This is a genomic window from Rathayibacter sp. VKM Ac-2857 (assembly GCF_013205025.1).
Lineage (GTDB): Bacteria > Actinomycetota > Actinomycetes > Actinomycetales > Microbacteriaceae > Rathayibacter.
This window is the reverse complement of sequence record NZ_JABMLE010000001.1, coordinates 794,214-814,250: the sequence shown is the minus strand read 5'-3', so window position 1 is coordinate 814,250 and position 20,037 is coordinate 794,214. Positions and strand designations below refer to the sequence as shown.

Here is a 20,037-nt window from a genome sequence, read left to right as displayed (position 1 = left end):
GCGGCCGCGCCGTCCGCGGCCGAAGCGTGCACGAGGATGGAGCGGTGCAGCCTGCAGACCAGCTCGACCGAGCCCGCATCGCGCTCCTCGGCGACGACCTCTCCCGTGCCCGCTACCGCGTCGACGCCGTCCGCGAGCTCTGGGGCGAGGCCGCGGGGGAGGCGCTGCACCGCGGCGACCGCGTGCCGGCGCGCCGCGCGCTGGAGCGCGGCGGCAACGGCGGGCCGCTCGCCACCCTGGCCCGGCTCTTCCTGCTCGCCGACCCCGTCTCGACCGAGCAGGCGGAGGCCGCCTTCCCGTCGCTCGGTCTCGACGGCGCCCTCGAGCTGGGCCTCGTGCGCTCCGAGGCGGGGGCCGTCGTCACCGCCGCGCTCGATCTGCGGCCCTACGACCTCGTCGATCTGCGCGGCGCCGCGTCCTGGTGGATCGCCTCCGACCTCGGCGAGCTCGCCCTCGGCCGCCCGCTCGCGGAGGACCACGTGCTCGGCGTCGGCGGCGCGAGCCTCACCCTGACCGGGCTGATGATCCAGCGGCGGGTCGGCAGCGTGCTCGACCTCGGCACCGGCTGCGGGATCCAGGCGCTGCACGCCTCCCGGCACGCGGACAGGGTCGTCGCGACCGACATCTCGCACCGCGCGCTGGCGATCGCGGCCTTCAATGCGGCGCTGAACGGGATCGACTCGATCGAGTTCCGGCACGGCAGCCTCTACGAGCCGGTCGCGGGGGAGCGGTTCGACCAGATCGTCACCAATCCGCCGTTCGTGATCACCCCGCGGAGCGCGGGCGTCCCCGCCTACGAGTACCGCGACGGCGGCCTCGAGGGCGACGAGATCGTCCGCCGCGTGATCGTCGGCGCCGCCGAGTACCTGGTCCCGGGCGGCGTCGCGCAGCTTCTCGGCAACTGGGAGTATCGGACGGACGTCGACGCGTTCGACCGGGTCCGCGCCTGGCTGGCCGACGGCCGCAGCCCGCTCGAGCAGGCGCTCGAACCCGGGCACGCCGGGCTCGCCGCGTGGATGGACGGGACCGCCTCGCCGCTCGACGTCTGGATCGTGGAGCGCGAGCAGCAGGACCCGGCGATCTACGCCGAGACCTGGATCCGCGACGGCGGGACCACCCGCGGCGCGGAGTCCGACGCGCTCGTCGACGCCTGGCTCGAGGACTTCGAGCGGCGCGGCGTGACCGGGGTCGGCTTCGGCTACGTGACTCTGCGGCTCCCCGCCTCGCCCCGGCCGCCGATCCGGCGCCTCGAGCGGCTGGACGGCGCGGTCGCGACGGCCGGGCTGGGCGGGCACCTGGCGCACTGCCTCGAGGCGCTCGACGCACTGTCGGTGCTCGACGACGCCGACCTCGCGCGGCAGGCGCTCGTCGTCGCCGGCGACGTGACGGAGGAGCGGCACTACTGGCCGGGCAACGACGACCCGACCGTGCTGCGGCTGCGCCAGGGCGGCGGCTTCGCCCGGGTGGAGGAGGCCGACACCGCTCTGGCCGCGGTCGTCGGGGCCTGCGACGGCGAGCTGTCGATCGCGGCGATCACGGCCGCGGTGGCCTCGCTCCTGCACGTCGAGGGGCCGGCCGTGCTCGACTCCGTGCTGCCGCGGGTGCGCGAGCTCGTCGCGACCGGGATGCTGCGGCTGCCCTGAGCGCGGCGCGCTGCTGCCCTGAACTGCGGGCCGCTGCTGCTCAGAGCGCGGCGCGCTGCTGCCCTGAACCGCGGGCCGCTGCAGCTCAGAACAGGGTGGCGGGGGCGTCCTCGGTGTCGACGGCGGGCGTCTGCGCGGGCGCCGCTCCCGGCCAGCCCGGACCGGCGTCCACGGCCGTGCGGCGCTGGTAGGCCGTGGCCGCGGCGCGGGCGCGCACGTCGGCGGCCTCGTTCATCCGGTGGTTGGCGTGCCCCTTCACCCACTCGAAGGTGACGGCGCGGCCCTGCAGCTCCTCGTCGAGCGCCTTGATGATCTCGACGTTCATCACCGGCTTGCCGTCGGCCTTGCGCCAGCCCTTCCGCTTCCAGCCCGGCAGCCACTCGGTGCAGGCCTTGATGGCGTACTGGCTGTCGCAGAGGATGTGCACGGGCTCGCTCTCCTGCGCCGTGGCGCGGAGCAGCTCGAGCACCGCGGTGAGCTCGCCGATGTTGTTGGTGCCGTGCGACCAGCCGCCGGCCGCCCAGCGCTCGTCGTCGACGTACCAGGCCCAGCCCGCGGGGCCGGGGTTGCCCAGCGCTGATCCGTCTGCGGCGGCGATGATGCTCACGTGCGGTCCTCCTCGGAATCGGTGCGCCCTCGCGAGCGCCCTTCGAGGGTAGTCGCCCGCACCGACGCCGGTCGCCGGGCGCTGCTCGGTGAGCGCAACCCGCTGTCCGGTGTCGGGGGCCGCTGGCAGGGTGGAGGGATGACCAGCATCCCCACCCTCACCCTCAACGACGGCACGAGCATCCCGCAGCTCGGGTTCGGCGTCTTCCAGGTCGACCCCGCCGAGACGGAGCGCATCGTCGCCGAGGCGCTCGAGGCCGGCTACCGGCACATCGACACCGCGGCGATCTACGGCAACGAGGAGGGAGTGGGCCGGGCGCTCACCTCCTCCGGGATCGCGCGCGACGAGCTGTACGTGACCACGAAGCTGTGGAACGACGACCAGGGCCGCGACACGGCCGCCGGTGCGCTCGACGCGAGCCTCGAGAAGCTCGGCCTCGACGCCGTCGACCTCTACCTCATCCACTGGCCGAAGCCCAAGCAGGACCGCTACGTCGAGAGCTGGGAGGCGATGCAGGAGCTGCAGGCCGCCGGCCGCACCCGCTCGATCGGCGTCTCGAACTTCCTCGTGCCGCACCTGGAGCGCCTGCTCGCCGCGACCGAGGTCGTCCCCGCGGTCAACCAGATCGAGCTGCACCCGTACCACCAGCAGCCGACGGTGACCGCGTTCGGCGCGCAGCACGGCATCGCGACGGAGGCGTGGGGGCCGCTCGGGCAGAACAAGTACCCGCTGCTCGAGCTGCCGGTGATCACCGGCGCGGCCGAGGCGCACGGAGTGACGCCCGCGCAGGTCGTGCTGCGCTGGCACCTCGACCGCGGCCACATCGTCTTCCCGAAGTCGGCGACCAAGGCCCGCATCGTGGAGAACATCGACGTCTTCGGCTTCGAGCTGACCGACGACGAGCGCGACGCCATCACGGCGCTCGAGCGCGCCGGCCGCGTCGGCGGCGACCCGAACGAGGTCTGACGCGGGGTCTCCTCGGGAGAGACGCCTACAGACATGCTGATCGAGTAGCCCCGGAGGGGCGTATCGAGATCCTCCCACCCCAAGGACATCGGTCTCTTCCCCGCCCTGCGCTGGTGCCGGAGGCGTCCCTTCCGCTCGATACGCCGTGTCTCATGCTGATCGAGTAGCCCGCGAAGCGGGCGTATCGAGATCCACCGTTCTGCAGACGTTGGTCTCGATACGCCGCTGGCGCGGCTACTCGACCAGCATGTTCTGCGCCAGCTGCGATGCGCGGCGCAGCATGTTCCGCGCCCGCTGCCGCGTGCGGCGCAGCATGTTCTGCGCCTGCTGCCGTGCGCGGCTCCGCATGCTCTGCGCCCGCTGTGACCGCCGGCGCAGCAGGAGCGGCATCCTGCTACGAGGCGCGGCGGGCGATGGTGACGCGGGTCGCGTACGACATCGCGATGCGGTCGCCGGGCAGCGCGTCGACGACCTCGCCGACGGCCGCGAGCACCGCGGCGCGCTCCTCCTCGGGCATCGCGATGACGTAGCTGCGCGACGCGAACATGTCGAGCAGCGCCGGCCGGTCGAGCTCGTAGGCCCAGTCGAACTCGGCGTAGGCGACGCGCTCCAGCGCCGAGCCCAGCGGCGGCTGCACGGTCTCGAAGCGCTCGGCAGCCGAGGAGCCGGCGACCTCGCCGAGGCGCCGCACCCACGGCACGGACTCGTCGCGGATGTTCCAGACCAGCGCGAGCACGCCGCCCGGGACCAGCACCCGCGCGACCTCGGCGCTCGCCCGCTCGGGGTCGACCCAGTGCCAGGACTGCGCCGCGGTGACCAGCTCGACGGAGGCGTCCGGCAGCGGGATCTCCTCGGCGGTCCCCGCCAGTGCCCGGACCGACGGCAGCTGCGTGCTCAGCCGCTCCAGCATCGCCGCGTCCGGCTCCACGGCCGACACGTCGAGTCCGCGCGCCACCAGTGACGCGGTGAACTTCCCGGTGCCTGCCCCGAGGTCCGCGGCGCGCACCCGATCGGAGGCGTCCGCTCCCGCCGCTCGCGCGCGCTCCGGCACGAAGTCGCCGGCCACCCGGGCGGGCGCGTGGGCGACGAGCCAGTCCACCGCGTCGTCCGGGTAGCCCGGGCGGCCGCGGTCGTAGGCGTCGACGGCCGACCCGAAGGAGCGGCCGAGATCGGCGAAGGAAGCGGAGGGTGTCGCGTCGGAGGGCGTCATGCTCCCGACGCTACGCCCCGACGACTCGCCCCGGTGCTACGCGTCCGTCGTCCCCAGGGTCCGGGCGAGCACGTCGACCGCGTAGCCGTAGCCCGCGATCCCGGCGCCGACGATCACGGCGACCGCGATGTCCGACAGGTAGGAGTGGCGGCGGAACTCCTCGCGCCGGTGCACGTTGCTGACGTGCACCTCCACCAGCGGCAGCTCCGTCGCGAGCACGGCGTCGCGGATGGCGATCGAGGTGTGGGTGTAGGCGCCGACGTTCAGCAGCAGGCCGTCGGCGGTGCCGCGCGCCTCGTGCAGGCGGTCGATGATCGCGCCCTCCGAGTTGCTCTGGAAGAACTCGATCCCGAGGCCGAGCCGCTCCGCCGCGCGGGTGGCCAGCGCATCGGCGTCGGCGAGCGTGTCGGAGCCGTAGACCGCGGGCTCGCGCGTGCCGAGGAGGTTCAGGTTCGGGCCGTTCACGACGAGGATCTTCACGCTCCGACCCTAGCGACCCGGGGGCGCGGACCGGTCATGCGAGCGTCGCCGCGAGGCCGACCGGCAGCGCCGGCAGCTCGGCGCGCAGCCGGATCAGCTCGCGCGCGTGCTCGTCGAGCCGGCGGTCCTCGTCGGTCCGCGGCTCCAACGCAGGCACCGCCTCGGCGGCTCCGTCGTCGCCGCGGACCACGAAGACGCTCATGCACTGCGTCGTCAGCTCGAGCGCGCCGGTCCGCGGATCGCCCGAGCGCACGTGGATCGCGAGGTGCATCGAGCGCGGTCCGGTGTGGATCAGCCGCGCCTCCACCTCGACGAGGTGCCCGATCCGCACCGGCCGGTAGAAGTGGATGCCGCCGGAGTAGACGGCGACCGCGTCCCGGCCGCTCCAGCCCTGCGCGACCGCGTTCGCGGCCTCGTCGATCCAGCGCATCACGATGCCGCCGTGCGCGTTGCCGCCCCAGTTGACGTCTCCGGGCGCGGCCAGGAAGCGGAAGACGATCCGCGGCCCGGTGCCCGCCTCGGTGTAGTCCTGCGCGCGCATCACCTCGTGCAGCGCGCGTCGGCCGTCGATCCGCGCCGCGGCGCCCTCGGCCAGGGCGAGGTCCTCGATGGTGCGCGGGGCCCACTCCGGCACCGGGCGCGGGCGCTTCTCCTCGTCGACCGCGACGAAGATGAGGAGGCAGTGCGTCGCCGCCTCGTAGCGCCCGGTCCGCGGATCGGCCTGGGCGACGCGCACCAGCACGTGCATGCTCGTGCGGCCGGTGTGGATGACCTGGGCGCTCGCCTCGATCAGGTTGCCGACGGCGATCGGCCGGGTGAAGTGCACGTTGCCGACGTAGGCGGTCACGCAGTAGCCGCCGCTCCAGCCGACGGCGCAGGCGTAGCCGGCCTTGTCGATCCACTCGAGCACGCGGCCGGCCTGGGCACTGCGGCCGTCGGCAGTCGCGTCCTGCGGCGCGGCGAGGAAGCGGAGGGTGATGCGGTCGTCCATGGTGCCCGTCTGGTCGTGCGGTAGGTGGGGGTCCCTGCATGCTGGTCGACTAGCCGCGCCGGGGGTCCCCCATGCTGGTCGAGTAGCCGCGGCAGCGGCGTATCGAGACCCACGTGCTCGGCGGTGGTGGATCTCGATACGCCCCTCCGGGGCTACTCGATCAGCATGAGGGCGGCGGCGCGGTCGCTGTCGCGCGGAGGAGGGAAGTGGACCCGCGGAGGGGGATGCGAAGAAGGGGATGGTTCCCTCCGCGGGCCACAGGGGGCGCCGGCGCGGGGCCGGCGGGTTCGGGTCAGGCCGCGTGCGCGGCCGGCAGCTCCTCGGCGAGCAGCCGGAGCCGGAGCGCGCGGAGCTCGGCGGTCAGCTCGGGCGGCAGCCGGTCGCCGAAGCGGGCGAAGAACGCCTCCGTCAGCGCGCACTCGTCGAGCCACGCCTCCACCGGCACGGAGAACAGCTCCTCCTTCGCGGCGGCGGAGAGGTTCAGCCCGTGGGTGTCGATCGACACCGGCAGGTCGCCGATCGCGCTGGGCCGCGATTCGGCCAGCCCCTCGATCCGCCGGACGAGCCACTGCAGCACCCGCGCGTTGTCGCCGAAGCCGGGCCAGAGGAAGGAGCCGTCGGCGCCCTTGCGGAACCAGTTGACCTGGAAGATCGCGGGCGCCTTCTCGCCGAGGTCCGCGCCGATCGCGAGCCAGTGCGCGAAGTAGTCGGCCATGTTGTAGCCGCAGAAGGGCAGCATCGCGAACGGGTCGCGGCGCAGCTCGCCGACCGTCCCCTCCGCCGCGGCCGTCTTCTCCGAGGCGATGGTCGCGCCGAGGAAGACGCCGTGCTGCCACGAGGTGGCCTGGGTCACCAGCGGCACGTTGCTCGCCCGGCGCCCGCCGAAGACGATCGCGTCCAGCGGCACGCCCTCGAAGGCGTCCCACTCGCGCGAGAGGGTCGGGCACTGCTGGGCGGGCGCCGTGAAGCGCGCGTTCGGATGCGCGGCCGGGGTCCCGGAGGCGGGCGTCCACGGCTCGCCGCGCCAGTCGGTCAGCCGCTCGGGCACCTCGTCGGTGAGGCCCTCCCACCAGACGTCGCCGTCCTCGCGGAGCGCGACGTTGGTGAAGATCGTGTTGCCCCAGAGGGTGTGCACGGCATTGGGGTTGCTGCTCTGCCCGGTGCCGGGCGCGACGCCGAAGAAGCCGGTCTCGGGGTTCATCGCCCAGAGGCGGCCGTCCTCGCCCTTCTTCATCCAGGTGATGTCGTCGCCGAGCGTCTCGACGCGCCAGCCGGGGATCGTCGGCTGCAGCATCGCGAGGTTCGTCTTGCCGCAGGCGCTCGGGAAGGCGGCGGCCACGTGGTAGCTCCGGCCCTCGGGCGAGACGATGCGGATCAGGAGCATGTGCTCGGCGAGCCAGCCCTCCTCGCGGCCCATCGCCGAGGCGATCCGCAGCGCGAAGCACTTCTTGGCCAGCAGGGCGTTACCGCCGTAGCCGGAGCCGAACGACCAGATCTCGCGCGTTTCGGGGAACTGGGTGATGTACTTCGTCGCATTGCACGGCCAGGCGACATCCTCGCGGGTGACGCCGTCGGCGTCGCGGAGGGGGAAGCCCACCGAGTGCACCCCGCGGACGAAGGCGGTCTCCTCGGTGAAGGCGGCGAGCGGCTCGGCGCCGACGCGGGCCATGATCCGCATGTTGAGGACCGCGTAGGCGGAGTCGGTCAGCTGCACGCCGAGCTGCGAGAGCGGGCCGCCGACCGGGCCCATCGAGAACGGGACGACGTACATCGTGCGCCCGCGCATCGAGCCGGCGAAGTACGGGGCGAGCTCCGCCTTCATCGCGGAGGCCTCGCGCCAGTTGTTGGTCGGGCCGGCGTCGGCCTCGTCGGTGGTGCAGATGAAGGTGCGGTCCTCGACGCGGGCGACGTCGTCCGGGTCGGTGCGGGCGAGGAACGAGCCGGGCCGCCACTCCGGGTTGAGGGCGATCAGCTTCCCCTCGTCCACCATGCGGGCGGTGAGGCGGTACCACTCGGCGGGGGAGCCGTCGCACCACTCGATCGCGTCGGGCTGGAGGATCGCGGCCGTCTCGCGCACCCAGCGGCGCAGCGCGAGGGGGGCGGGCGGCACGACCGGTGCGTCGACCGGGGTCGGGGCGGTCATCGTGGTCGTCTCGAGGAGGAGGGTGTTGCTGTAGATGCTCATGCTGGCTCCGCTTTCAGTGCAGTCGTCGTCGACGGGGTGGGGAGTCGGTCCTCGTGGCGGTCGTGATCCGACGATGCGAGGGGCGCTCTCTGGCGCCTGAAGCCAGGATGGAGGAGGATCGAGGGGTATTTGCGAAGCCTTAACCGTCAAGAACCGCGGTTTTTGCGCTTCCGTCACAACCGATCGCTGGAGCTCGCCGTGACCGACACCACCGTCCCCGCCGCTGTCCCCGTTGCCGCAGCCTCCGCCGGGACCGACGCCGCCCTGCTCGGGCAGCGGATCCGGCACTTCCGCACCCGGCGCGGGCTGACCCTCGGGCAGCTCGCCGAGCGCGTCGGCGTCTCGGGCAGCCAGCTCTCGCTGATCGAGACCGGCCGCCGCGAGCCGCGGCTCTCGCTGATGCAGGCCCTCGCCACGGCGTTGGGCGTCGAGCTCGCCGCGCTGCTCTCGGACGAGCCGCCGAGCGAGCGCGCCGCCCTCGAGATCGAGCTGGCGCGGGTGCAGAAGGGATCGCTCTACCGCTCGCTCGGGCTGCCCGAGTTCAAGGTGAACAAGGGCCTGACCACTCCCGTGCTCGAGGCGTTCCTCGGCGTGTACCGCGAGCTGGCCCGCCGCAAGAGCGAGGCCAGCGCGACACCGGAGGAGGCGCGGCGCGCCAACACCGCCCAGCGGCTCCAGCTGCGCGAGCGCCACGCCTACCTGCCCGAGATCGAGGCGGTGGCGGGTGAGATGCTCCGCACGGTCGGGCACCGCGGTGGCGCGCTGACGCACAGCTCCGTCTCGAAGATGGCGCGGCACCTCGGCTTCGAGATCATCCACGTCGGCGACCTGCCGCACTCGGCCCGCTCGGTGATCGACCTCGCGAACGGGCGGATCTACCTGCCGCCCGCCTCGATCCCCGGCGGGCACGGGCTGCGGGCGCTCGCCCTGCAGGCGATGGCGCACCGGCTGCTCGGCCACGAGCGCCCGGTCACCTACGCCGACTTCCTCCGGCAGCGGCTCGAGATCAACTACTTCGCGGCCGCCTGCCTGATGCCGCTGGAGCCGGCCGTCGCCTTCCTGGCGGAGGCCAAGCGCGAGCGCGACATCACCGTGGAGGACTTCCGCGACGGCTTCGGCGTCACGCACGAGGCCGCGGCGCTGCGCTTCACCAATCTGCTGACCTCGCACCTCGACATCCGGATGCACTTCCTCCGCGTGCTGGGCGACGGCTCGATCCAGAAGGCCTACGAGAACGACGGACTGCCGCTGCCGACCGACGTGACGGGCGCCGTCGAGGGGCAGATGGTCTGCCGGTACTGGTCGGCGCGCTCGGCGTTCAGCCGCACCAACCGCACGACGGAGTACTACCAGTACGTCGACACGCCCGCCGGCACCTTCTGGTCGGCCTCGCAGACCGGCACCACCGCGACGGAGGAGTTCTCGATCACCGTCGGCGTCCCCTTCGCCGAGGCGCGCTTCTTCCGCGGCCGCGACACCGACCGCCGCGAGCAGTCCCGCTGCCCCGACGAGTCCTGCTGCCGCCGCGCCCCCGCCGAGCTCGCCCAGCGCTGGGACGGCAACGCCTGGCCGAGCGCCCGCCTGCACGCGCACGTCCTCGCCCCGCTGCCCTCCGGCACCTTCCCCGGCATCGACGACGCCGAGGTCTACGCCTTCCTCGACGCCCACGCCCGCGAGTCCTGACTGCTCTCGCGAGATGCCAGTTGGGTACGCCTTCTTCGGCGTGTCGCGTACCCAAGTGGCATCTCGCGGAGGGGGCTGTGGAGAACGCGAGCGGGGGTGGCATCGGAGCGGGCAGGGTTCCGGGCATGGAAGAGGAGCAGGGACGAGTCATCGCATCGAGGGACGGGGTGTCGCGGCGGCGACTCGCGGCCGATTTTCCCGTCGTCGCCTTCCGCGGGGCTCGCGCCTCGGTGGAGCCGATCACGTACGGAGAGCGGATCGCGGCGTTCTCCGCGGTGATGCGGCCGGGGGAGTTCTTCTCGCACGACACCGCCGCGCATCTGCTCGGGCTCCCCGGCCGGACGCCGACCGAGGTGACACCGCTGCACGTGTCCGTCGCACCGCCGCTGCGCGCGGCGCGGCGGGTCGGCGTCCGCTCGCACCATCTCTGGGACGAGGCGGTGACGGTCGTCGACGCGGGATTCCCGGTCGCCGATCCGGCGTCCACCTTCTGCCACCTCAGCTCGTCGCGCTCGCTCGATGATCTCGTCGTGCTCGGCGACGCCCTCGTCCGCCCCGACGAGGAGGGGCGGCGTCACGGTCTCCGCGTCGACCTGACTTTGCTCGCGGCGAGGGTCGCCGGCTACCGGGGAAGGGGCGGAAAGCGCGCCCGCGAGGCGATCGGCTGGGTCCGCGAGGGCTCCGAGTCACCGATGGAGACGCTGCTCCGGCTGCTGCTGATCCGAGCGGGCCTGCCGGAGCCGGAGCTGAACGTCGAGCTCTACGACGCCGACGGCCACTTCGTCGCACGGGTGGACCTTCTCTACCGCGACCAGCGGGTCGTCGTGGAGTACGACGGCGACCACCATCGGACCGACAAGCGCCAGTACGAGCGGGACATCGCGCGCAGCGAGGCGATCCAGGCGCTCGGCTACCAGCACCTCCGCATCCGCGCATCGGGCGTGCACGACGACCCCGAGGCGACGGCCGCCCGAGTCCGCCGCGCCCTCACCCGCTGACCGACCTGCTGACCCACCCGCAGGATCCCCTCCGCGAGATGCCACTTCGGTACGCGACACGCCGAGGGAGGCGTACCCAAGTGGCATCTCGCGGGAGGGGGAGAGAGGGTCAGTCGGAGATCAGGGCGCGGGCCGTGCCCTCGTCGAGGATGAGGTCGGTGAGTAGGCCGGCGGCGAGGGCGCCGCGCAGGCCCGGGAGCTTCGAGGCGCCGGAGACGACGCAGATGCGGCGGGAGGCGCGGCGCACGGTGGAGAGGTCCGGGCCGCTTGCACGTTCGTTCATGGGGATGTCGTCCCAGGTGCCGTCGGCCCGGTAGAACACGGTGGCGACGTCGCCGACGACGCCGGACGCGCTGAGCGAGGTGAAGTCGCTCGGCTCCAGGTAGCCGCCGATGTAGACCTTCGACGGGACCGCCGCGAACGGCGAACCGAGGCCGAAGAGCGCCACGTCCATCCGCTGCTGCAGCTCGAGCACCCGCTTGGTCGAGCGCTCGCGCCAGACCGCCTTCTTGGTCATCGGGTCGTCGAAGAACGCCGGCACCGGGAACTGCTGCACCTTCGCGGCATACGCGTCGCCGAAGCGGCGCAGGATCTCGCTCGAGTAGTTGATGCCGGTCGTCTCGGTGTTGCCCGCGCCGTTGAGCTGCACGATCTGCGTGTTGTGCGTCTCCTTCGCGATCAGGTGCCGGCTCATCGCGCTCATCGTCGAGCCCCAGGCGATGCCGACGATCATGTTCGAGTCGATGAACGGCCCGAGGATCCGCGCGGCCGACAGCGCGACCCGCTCGAGCCGGTCGATCTCGCTGGTGTGGTCCGGCACCGGGACGATGTGCGCCGTGATGTCGAAGTGCGCGCGCACCTCCGCCGACAGTGCGCTCGCGCGGTCGAGGGGAGAGCGGATCTGGATGTCGACCAGCCCCGTCGCCCGGGCGTGCGAGAGCAGCCGCGACACCGAGGAGCGCGAAGTGTGCAACTCGTGCGCGATGGCGTCCATCGTCAGGTCCTGCATGTAGTACAGCTGCGCGGCCCGGAGCGCATCGCGCGTCTTGTCGGGGTGGGTCGCGTGCGTCGTCTCGTCCAGTTCGACGACAGGTCGGACAGGGGTCATTGCCACTCCTTGCACGTATTTCCACCCGTCTTGACCGGATGTGTTGTCGGGTCAAGGATGGCTGTATTCCCTCGCGATATCAACCGTCCATCTCGGACAGTGACACTCGCACGAGGCACTCGACGCAACACCTACGACACGAAGGCGAGTACGAAGTGGCACAGTCTGTCGGAACTCCCGGAAGCTCCTCTCTCCGCGAGAGCGTCTCCGCCCTGCGGGACACCCCCCGCGCGACCGTCCTGGTGATCGGCGGTGGGATCAACGGCATCGGGACCTTCCGCGAACTCGCGCTCAACGGCGTCGACGTCGTCCTCGTCGAGCGCGGCGATTACGTGTCCGGCGCCTCCAGCGCGTCGAGCCACATGATCCACGGCGGCATCCGCTACCTCGAGAACGGCGAGTTCCGCCTCGTCAACGAGGGCGTGCACGAGCGCAACGGCCTGCTCAAGATCGCGCCGCATTACGTGAAGCCGCTGCAGACCACCATCCCGATCTACTCGACGTTCTCGGGCATCCTGGCCGCGCCGCTGCGCTTCCTCACCCACAAGTCGGGCAAGCCCCAGGAGCGCGGCGCGCTGCTGATCAAGGTCGGCCTGACCCTCTACGACTTCTTCTCCCGCGACGGCGGCGTCGTCCCGCGCCACCAGTTCCACGGGCGCAAGCGCTCGCTGAACGAGCTGCCCAAGCTCGACCCGAAGATCAAGTACACCGCCACCTACTTCGACGCCTCCGTGCACGAGCCCGAGCGCCTGGCGCTCGACGTGCTCCGCGACGCGCTCGTCGGCGGCACGAAGGCCCGCGCGGCCAACTACGTCGAGGCCGTCGGCACCTCGGAGGGCGGCGTGCTGCTGCGCGACCGCGAGAGCGGCGAGGAGTTCGCCTTCCAGGCCGACGTCGTCGTGAACGTCTCCGGACCGTGGACCGACTTCACCAACACGGCGCTCGGCACCACCACGAAGTTCATGGGCGGCACCAAGGGCTCGCACATCGTGCTCGACAACCCGGAGCTGGTCGAGGCCTGCGAGGGCCGCGAGATGTTCTTCGAGCACAGCGACGGCCGCATCGTCCTGATCTACCCGCTCAAGGGTCGCGTCATGGTCGGCACCACTGACATCGAGGCCGACCCGAACGAGCCGGCCGTCTGCACCGAGGAGGAGATCGACTACTTCTTCGAGCTGGTGAACCACGTGTTCCCCTCCATCCCGGTGACCCGCGAGCAGATCGTCTTCAAGTTCTCCGGCATCCGCCCGCTGCCCCGTCACGACGACGAGACCCCCGGCTTCGTCTCCCGCGACTACCGCATCGAGCCCTCGACCCTGCCCGGCGGGAAGACCCCCGTCCTCAGCCTGGTCGGCGGCAAGTGGACGACGTTCCGCGCCCTCTCGGAGCACCTCTCCAACGAGGTCTTCAAGCGGATCGGCGTCACCCGTCGCGTCTCGACGGTCAAGACCGCGATCGGCGGCGGCAAGGGCTTCCCCCGCACGGATGCCTCGCGCGCCCAGTGGATCAGCCAGCACCGCTCCGGACTTTCCTCGGCCCGCACCGGCCAGCTGCTCGAGCGCTACGGCACCCGCGCCCAGGAGGTCATCGAGGCCCTGGCCGACGGCCACGACGAGGCGCTCGACTTCGACAAGGACTTCACCACCGGTGAGATCCGCTACCTCGCCGAGCGCGAGAGCGTCGTGCACCTGATCGACCTGGTCATGCGCCGCACCAACCACGCCTTCACCGGCGGCCTCAGCCGCGAGCTGCTCGAGGAGCTCGCGCAGCACACCGGCGAGGTCCTCGGCTGGGACGAGGCGAAGCGCGCCCAGGAGGTCGACGCGACGATCGAGCACCTGAAGACGTACAACGGCGTCGATGTCGGCGGCACCTCGGTGCAGGCTCCGACGGCGGTCGCGGCCTCCTAGGCGGGCGGCAGACGCGGATCGACGGGAGTCCCGGTTCGAGGAGAGATCTCGAGCCGGGACTTCCGTCGTGACAACGCACAAACGTGCACGCGGCGTTCCTTGTCGCCGGGACAGGGCGCCGATAACTTCACACTCGTCGGGCATCGATGCCCGGCGCGGACGCGCTCGCGTGTCCGTCTGACGAAAAGGAAATGGTCAACGTGGACAATCTCGGAGTGGTGTTCCTCGCGGAAGTCGTGGGAACAGCGATGCTCGTGCTCCTCGGCTGCGGCGTGGTCGCCAACGTCGCTCTCGTGAAGAGCAAGGGCCTCAACGGCGGAACTCTGATGGTCAACATCGGCTGGGGCTTCGCGGTCTTCGCCGGTGTGATCGTCTCCTACAACTCGGGTGCGCACCTCAACCCGGCGGTCACGCTCGGCCTCGCAGCGAGCGGAGCGACGGAGTTCGGCTCGGGCGTCCCGGTCAACATCGTCTCGATCCTCGTCTACATCCTCGCCCAGATGATCGGTGCGATCCTCGGCGCCGTCTTCTGCTGGCTCGCCTACAAGCAGCACTTCGACCAGGAGCCCGACCCGGCCAACAAGCTCGGCGTCTTCTCCACGGGTCCTGCGATCCGCAGCTACGGCTGGAACTTCGTCACCGAGGTCATCGGCACCTTCGTCCTCGTCTTCGTCGTCATCGGCTTCGGCGGCGGACGCCAGGGCGACGGCGGCCTCGCGGCGCTCGGCGCCCTGCCCGTCGCCATCCTGGTGATCGCGATCGGCGCCTCGCTCGGCGGCCCGACCGGCTACGCCATCAACCCCGCCCGTGACCTCGGCCCCCGCATCGCCCACGCGCTGCTGCCGATCAAGGGCAAGGGCTCCAGCGACTGGAGCTACGCCTGGGTGCCCGTCGCGGGCCCGATCGTCGGCGGTGTGCTGGCCGGCCTCCTGTCGACCGCGCTGCTGCCGATCCTCTAGGCGCCGATCCTCCGAGCTCTGCGACTCACGAGTCGCACTCCACTTCACCCCGTTACGAAGGAGTAATCATTCATGGCTGACTACGTCATCGCTATCGACCAGGGGACCACGTCGTCCCGCGCGATCATCTTCGACAAGAAGGGCTCGATCGTCTCGACCGGGCAGAAGGAGCACGAGCAGATCTTCCCGCGGGCGGGCTGGGTCGAGCACGACCCGATCGAGATCTGGAACAACGTCCGCGAGGTCATCGGCCAGGCGCTCTCCCGCGCCGACCTGACCCGCCACGACATCGCCTCCGTCGGCATCACCAACCAGCGCGAGACCGCGGTGGTCTGGGACAAGACCACCGGCAAGCCGGTCTACAACGCGATCGTCTGGCAGGACACCCGCACGCAGTCGATCGTCGACCGGCTCGCCGGCGACGAGGGCGCGGACCGCTTCAAGTCGATCGTCGGGCTCCCGCTCGCGACCTACTTCTCCGGCACCAAGATCGTCTGGATCCTCGAGAACGTCGAGGGCGCCCGCGAGAAGGCGGAGGCCGGCGACCTGATCTTCGGCACCACCGACACCTGGGTCCTCTGGAACCTCACCGGCGGAGTCGACGGCGGCGTGCACAAGACCGACGTCACCAACGCCTCGCGCACCCTCTTCCTCGACCTCGAGACGCTCGAGTGGCGCGACGACATCCTCGAGGCCTTCGGGGTGCCGAAGTCGATGCTCCCCGAGGTGTGCTCGTCCTCCGAGGTCTACGGGCAGGTCGAGTCGTCCTCGCTGCTGCGCGAGGTCCCGATCGCCGGCATCCTGGGCGACCAGCAGGCCGCGACCTTCGGCCAGGCGGCGTTCGATCCGGGCGAGGCAAAGAACACCTACGGCACCGGAAACTTCCTGATCTTCAACACCGGCACCGAGATCGTGCACTCCAAGAACGGGCTGCTGACGACCATCGGCTACAAGCTCGGCGACGGCGAGGTGCACTACGCGCTCGAGGGCTCGATCGCGGTCTCCGGCTCGCTGATCCAGTGGCTGCGCGACAATCTGGGCCTCATCGGCTCGGCCCCCGAGGTCGAGGCGCTGGCCGCGACGGTCGAGGACAACGGCGGCGCGTACTTCGTGCCCGCGTTCTCCGGTCTCTTCGCGCCGTACTGGCGAGCGGACGCGCGCGGTGCGCTCGTCGGCCTCACCCGCTACGTCAACAAGGGCCACATCGCCCGTGCCGCGCTCGAGGCGACGGCGTTCCAGACCCGCGAGGTCCTGGACGCGGTCAACGCCGACTCCGGCGTCCCGCTGCAGGAGCTCAAGGTCGACGGCGGCATGATCGCCAACAACCTGCTGATGCAGTTCCAGGCCGACATCCTCGGCGTCCCGGTCGTCCGGCCGGTCGTCGCGGAGACCACCGCGCTCGGTGCCGCGTACGCCGCGGGCCTCGCGGTCGGCTTCTGGGAGAACCTGGACGACCTCCGCCAGAACTGGCAGGAGGACTCGCGCTGGACCCCGCAGATGGACCAGGACGAGGCCGCCCGCCAGTACCGCCTCTGGAAGAAGGCCGTCACGAAGACCTTCGACTGGGTCGACGAGGACGTGCAGTAGGCACTGCACCACTGAACGACGAGGGCCCGCGCACGCACAGTGCGCGGGCCCTAGCGCGTGCCGCGCCAGACGGAGCGCACTGACCGTGCTCATGGGACCATCTACGTATGGTCATCGATCCCACTTCCCGACCCGCCGTCGAGAGCGCACGCCGCGCGAGCGACAGCCTCTTCTCGCGCAGCACTGCGGACGGCGCAGCGGAGAATCACGGTGTCGCCGCCGTCATCGAGGCGTGGGTCACCGGGCAGCGGCACCCGATTCATCGCAGTGTGATCTTCGCCGAGGCGGACGACGACAGGGTGGACGAGCTCCTCGCCCGGGACGCGACCGCAGCGCTGCTCGTCCCGGCTGAGACGTGGTCGAGCGGGCCGTCCAGAGAAGTCGGACGGGCCCACAGCACCGCGAGCACCGTGATCGAGTACAGCGGGCGGTTCAGCGAGATCGGCGACGAGACCACGATCGCGGGACGGACGCTCGAGCTGCAGGACTACGCCGCATCCGCCTTCCTCGATGTCGTCGGGCCGATGGTGGTCCGCCTGGGCGACGAGGGCGGGTGGGCGGCTCTCGTCGACGACGCGGACATCGCCCTGGTCGAGGGGCTGTTCCCCGCCCATCTCCTGCACCCGAGCGTTCTTCTCGCCGAGCGGGAGGCCTTCCTCGCCGATGCCGCCGGCCGATCCCGAGAGCTCCGCCCGGTCGTCCCGGCGTCCGGCGGCGTGCTGTGGGCTCCCGAGGGCCCGGCCGCCACCGCAGCGACGATCGGTCCGCTCGTCCAGGCCTACGGCGGGGTCGTCGCTCCCGAGCGAATCCTCGTCGATGCGCGGGCGCGCCCCTGGCTGGGCCGCTACATCGCGGCGATCGAGCTGCTCCGGCGCACCGGACGCAGCTCACGCGCGGAGATCCTCGGATTCGGCGTCTCGCTCCTCGAGGACGAGGCAGCGGACGCCGTCGTCCCGGTCGATGCGCCGTTCCTCACCCGGGACGCGGAGGACTGGCTGCTCGAGGACCTCTCCACCCGTCGCCGTCACCGAATCTCCACCCGTGCTGCGGCCGTCGTCGAGGCTCTGCACACCTCGTCGAGTCGGGAGCGCGCCGTCGAGCGCTGCGCGTCCGCGCTCGGACTCTCTCGAACGTCCGCCGCGGCTCACATCGCCGAGATCGCGCTGCGGCTGAGTGCCGCGGCCGTTCCCGCGTCCGCGGAGGAAGCCTCGTGACGGACGCGGGCGGCCGACGCCGGAGATCTCCGGTGTGGCCCGCGCTGGTCACCGCCGGAGAACCGGTCTTCCGCGCTGTGTCGGCGGACGGTGTCCACGTCACGGGGACCGATGGGCGGCGCTACCTCTGCGCCGACAGCGGACTCTGGAACGTTCCTCTCGGCTACGGCAATCGAGCCGTCGCCGGTGCGGTGGCGCAGACCCTCGTCGAGGCCTCCTACCTCCCTCTCTTCCGCTCAAGCCACCTCCTCGCCGAGCAGGCCGCTGACGCCCTGCTCGATCGAGCGGGCGGCCGGTACGCCCGAGTCCTGTTCTCGACCTCGGGTGGAGCGGCGAACGATGCGGTCATGAAGCTGGCGCGCCACTTCTGGCGGCTCCGGGGCGCGGAGCGCCGCATCGTGGTGGGTCTCGAGGGGAGCTACCACGGGCTGACGCAGGGCGCGCACGCCCTGAGCGGCGACGCGCTGCTTCAGGACCTCTACGCGGTCGATCGTCGCGGGGTTCGGCACGTCCCCGTGCATGACGGCGGGGACCGGCTCGCCCGGCTCCTCGAGCGGGAGGGCGATCGAGTGGCGGCGCTCGTCCTCGAACCCGTTCTCGGCTCGGGGTGCGTCGCCCTGCCGGACGATCTCCTGTGCCGGGTACAGGAGCTCCGCGAGCGGTACGGCTTCCTGCTCGTCGCCGACGAGGTAGCGACCGGATTCCACCGCACCGGTCCGCTGTTCGCCTCCGACTTCTGGGATCCCGCGCCCGACGTCCTGGTGCTGTCGAAGGCGCTGACGAACGGGACCTGCGCGGCGGCGGCGGTCCTCGTGGGCGACAGCGTCGTCTCGGCCTTCGACGAGGCGGGCGCGGTGTTCGTGCACGGGGAGACGCAGGCGGGGTCCCCGCCGACCTGCGCCGCCGTCCTCGCCACGCTCGCCGAGTTCGATCGCCTGCACGTCGCTGATCGGTCCGCGGCCCTCGCCGTGCGGCTCGACGGCGTGCTCGACGAGCTACAGCGGACGGGGCTGATCCACTCGTCCAGCGGCGCCGGTTGCTTCCGTGCCGCGCGCCTCCGCGGACCCGACGGAGCACTCCTCGGCGGTTCCGAGGTCGCCGCCCTCGTGGCGGAGATCCGAGAGGCGGGCGCCCTCGTTCATCCCGGTCCGTCGGCGATCCAGCTCGTGCCGGCGCTCGTCTTCGAGGCGGAGCACGTCGACGAGCTCGCGCGGTGCCTCCGCACGGTTCGCGGACGGCGAGACATGCGCTCGCCGCTCCCCACCCACCCGTCCCTGCACAGGCGCGCGAGGTGAACGGGTCGATCTGGTGCCCCACCCGCGTCACGACCGGTGAAGGTGCGACCTCAGGCGTGGTCGCCGGGCTCCCCGCGGGTGACGCGACGCTCGTCGTCGCTGACAGCGCGCTCCTCGGACGAGCCGAGCGTGTCGCAGCAGGAAGGAGCGTCGTTCCTGTCTCGGGAGCCGCGATCTCGACCGTCAGGTCGCTCGTGGAACGGCTCGAGGAGCAGCGGCCCGCCGCGATCGTCGCTATCGGTGGCGGATCCGTCCTCGACGCGGTGAAGGTCGCGGTGGCGACCGGCATCGGGCGCCTCCCCGCTCTCCTCCGGCAGCTGGACCGCGGCCCGATCTCGACTCGCAGGCCGCTCCGGAACGGCGCTCCGGTCCTCATCGCCGTGCCGACCACCCTCGGCACGGCATCAGAAGTGAGCCCTGTGGCCTGCGTGACGACAGCGGCCGGGCACCGGCTCGTCACGGGGGACGACCTGCGCCCGCAGCTGGCCGTGCTCGACCCGGAGCAGCTCTCTACGCTGCCCGCTCGACTGGTGCGCGAGGGCGCGCTGGAGATGTTCCTCCGGGTAGCCGGCACCGCAGCTTCCGGAGCCCTCTCGCCCGCCGCTTTCGATGCGGCGGTCGACCTGGGGCGTCGGATGCTGTCGCTGGGCGATCGGCTGCGGACGGAGGACACGATCGCCTCCCGCGGTGGGCTCGCGCTGCTCAGCGCCGAGTCCCGCTGGTCGTGGAGCGCGCATCCGACCGACCCCTTCGTGCTCAAGCACTGGTACCCCGCGAACGAACTCGCGTGGGCGGCGTCGATCAGCAAGATCGCGGCGACACTCCTCGTGCTGCCTCGCCTGTGGGCTCTCGTCCTCGAGGGCGAGCGGCGGCTGGGAGACCGCGCCGCTCTCGAGCGGTTCTGGCGGGAGGTGCGACCGGCGGTGCCGGCGTCGCCGTCCGATGCGGTCCTCGCGGTCGCAGCGGACTGGGGGATCGCGCCGCCGCCCGATCCGCTTCCGGCGGTGATGCGACGCGCCGCGCGCGGCACTGCTACGACATGGGTCCGTGCGAGGGGAGCCCTCCCGGACTGGGACGAGGCTCTCATCTCCGCCGTCCTCGGCCCGCGAGCGGCCCCGATCCGCGGCGACGGCCCGCACTCCGACTCCGGCGCGGGCGACCCCGCGACGGTTCCCGAGATCGACACCGGAGGGAGGTGAAC

General features: G+C 71.8%; 17 protein-coding genes. 10 read left to right on the top strand and 7 right to left on the bottom strand.

What is annotated here, in order from left to right; genetic code table 11:
- Positions 1 to 44: 44 nt before the first annotated feature.
- Positions 45 to 1,643 (top strand): methyltransferase, encoded by a 1,599-nt coding sequence (locus HQQ86_RS03635; RefSeq protein ID WP_173286532.1) that lies wholly within the window; start codon positions 45 to 47, stop codon positions 1,641 to 1,643.
- Between the two features lie 85 nt (positions 1,644 to 1,728).
- Here HQQ86_RS03635 and HQQ86_RS03630 read toward each other — a convergent pair whose 3' ends face one another.
- On the bottom strand, positions 1,729 to 2,250 hold the full coding sequence (locus tag HQQ86_RS03630) for a ribonuclease H (RefSeq protein ID WP_173286530.1): 522 nt from the start codon (positions 2,248 to 2,250) through the stop codon (positions 1,729 to 1,731).
- A 138-nt stretch (positions 2,251 to 2,388) separates the two neighbouring features.
- Between HQQ86_RS03630 and HQQ86_RS03625 the strand changes: the two genes are divergently transcribed.
- A complete protein-coding gene (locus HQQ86_RS03625; RefSeq protein WP_173286528.1) occupies positions 2,389 to 3,216 on the top strand; it encodes an aldo/keto reductase in 828 nt (275 codons plus the stop codon).
- Between the two features lie 234 nt (positions 3,217 to 3,450).
- On the opposite strand, the gene HQQ86_RS03620 is transcribed toward HQQ86_RS03625, so the two are convergent.
- The 5 genes from HQQ86_RS03620 to HQQ86_RS03600 form a co-directional block, all read right to left on the bottom strand.
- Complete coding sequence (locus HQQ86_RS03620) at positions 3,451 to 3,606, bottom strand: hypothetical protein (RefSeq protein ID WP_173286526.1); 156 nt, start codon at positions 3,604 to 3,606, stop codon at positions 3,451 to 3,453.
- Positions 3,607 to 3,610: 4 nt separating this feature from the next.
- Positions 3,611 to 4,426, bottom strand: a complete 816-nt coding sequence (locus HQQ86_RS03615) for a class I SAM-dependent methyltransferase (protein WP_173286524.1) — start codon at positions 4,424 to 4,426, stop codon at positions 3,611 to 3,613.
- Positions 4,427 to 4,462: 36 nt separating this feature from the next.
- Positions 4,463 to 4,906 carry a type II 3-dehydroquinate dehydratase gene (gene aroQ / locus HQQ86_RS03610; protein WP_173286522.1) on the bottom strand — a complete coding sequence of 148 codons (444 nt, stop codon included), beginning with the start codon at positions 4,904 to 4,906 and terminating at the stop codon, positions 4,463 to 4,465.
- Positions 4,907 to 4,940: 34 nt separating this feature from the next.
- Positions 4,941 to 5,897, bottom strand: coding sequence for an acyl-CoA thioesterase (locus tag HQQ86_RS03605; protein ID WP_173286520.1), 957 nt, complete (start codon positions 5,895 to 5,897; stop codon positions 4,941 to 4,943).
- 292 nt (positions 5,898 to 6,189) lie between these two features.
- Positions 6,190 to 8,040: a phosphoenolpyruvate carboxykinase (GTP) gene (locus HQQ86_RS03600; protein WP_173287498.1), complete on the bottom strand. Its 1,851-nt coding sequence runs from the start codon at positions 8,038 to 8,040 to the stop codon at positions 6,190 to 6,192.
- A 306-nt stretch (positions 8,041 to 8,346) separates the two neighbouring features.
- Here HQQ86_RS03600 and HQQ86_RS03595 point away from each other — a divergent pair, with 306 nt between their 5' ends.
- Both HQQ86_RS03595 and HQQ86_RS21945 read left to right on the top strand, forming a co-directional pair.
- Positions 8,347 to 9,765: a helix-turn-helix domain-containing protein gene (locus tag HQQ86_RS03595; protein WP_254071883.1), complete on the top strand. Its 1,419-nt coding sequence runs from the start codon at positions 8,347 to 8,349 to the stop codon at positions 9,763 to 9,765.
- 167 nt (positions 9,766 to 9,932) lie between these two features.
- The gene (locus HQQ86_RS21945) at positions 9,933 to 10,763 is read left to right on the top strand and encodes a DUF559 domain-containing protein (protein ID WP_173286516.1); all 831 of its coding nucleotides are present in this window, start codon (positions 9,933 to 9,935) and stop codon (positions 10,761 to 10,763) included.
- Positions 10,764 to 10,872: 109 nt separating this feature from the next.
- Here the strand turns inward: HQQ86_RS21945 and HQQ86_RS03585 are convergent, their stop codons facing one another.
- Positions 10,873 to 11,871 (bottom strand): sugar-binding transcriptional regulator, encoded by a 999-nt coding sequence (locus HQQ86_RS03585; RefSeq protein ID WP_173231967.1) that lies wholly within the window; start codon positions 11,869 to 11,871, stop codon positions 10,873 to 10,875.
- A 155-nt stretch (positions 11,872 to 12,026) separates the two neighbouring features.
- On the opposite strand from HQQ86_RS03585, the gene HQQ86_RS03580 reads away from it, so the two are divergent.
- From HQQ86_RS03580 to HQQ86_RS03555, 6 genes are all read left to right on the top strand, one after another.
- Positions 12,027 to 13,781 carry a glycerol-3-phosphate dehydrogenase/oxidase gene (locus tag HQQ86_RS03580; protein WP_367948539.1) on the top strand — a complete coding sequence of 585 codons (1,755 nt, stop codon included), beginning with the start codon at positions 12,027 to 12,029 and terminating at the stop codon, positions 13,779 to 13,781.
- 191 nt (positions 13,782 to 13,972) lie between these two features.
- On the top strand, positions 13,973 to 14,740 hold the full coding sequence (locus HQQ86_RS03575) for an MIP/aquaporin family protein (RefSeq protein WP_173286512.1): 768 nt from the start codon (positions 13,973 to 13,975) through the stop codon (positions 14,738 to 14,740).
- Positions 14,741 to 14,812: 72 nt separating this feature from the next.
- Positions 14,813 to 16,327 carry a glycerol kinase GlpK gene (gene glpK, locus HQQ86_RS03570; protein ID WP_123445264.1) on the top strand — a complete coding sequence of 505 codons (1,515 nt, stop codon included), beginning with the start codon at positions 14,813 to 14,815 and terminating at the stop codon, positions 16,325 to 16,327.
- A gap of 107 nt (positions 16,328 to 16,434) precedes the next feature.
- Positions 16,435 to 17,541: a daptide biosynthesis RiPP recognition protein gene (mpaB, locus tag HQQ86_RS03565; RefSeq protein WP_173286510.1), complete on the top strand. Its 1,107-nt coding sequence runs from the start codon at positions 16,435 to 16,437 to the stop codon at positions 17,539 to 17,541.
- Complete coding sequence (gene mpaD / locus HQQ86_RS03560; protein ID WP_216844920.1) at positions 17,538 to 18,836, top strand: daptide-type RiPP biosynthesis aminotransferase; 1,299 nt, start codon at positions 17,538 to 17,540, stop codon at positions 18,834 to 18,836. The genes mpaB and mpaD overlap by 4 nt, the downstream gene beginning before the upstream one ends.
- Positions 18,755 to 20,035, top strand: coding sequence for an iron-containing alcohol dehydrogenase (locus HQQ86_RS03555; RefSeq protein ID WP_367948538.1), 1,281 nt, complete (start codon positions 18,755 to 18,757; stop codon positions 20,033 to 20,035). Before mpaD ends, HQQ86_RS03555 begins: the two co-directional genes overlap by 82 nt.
- Positions 20,036 to 20,037: the final 2 nt, after the last annotated feature.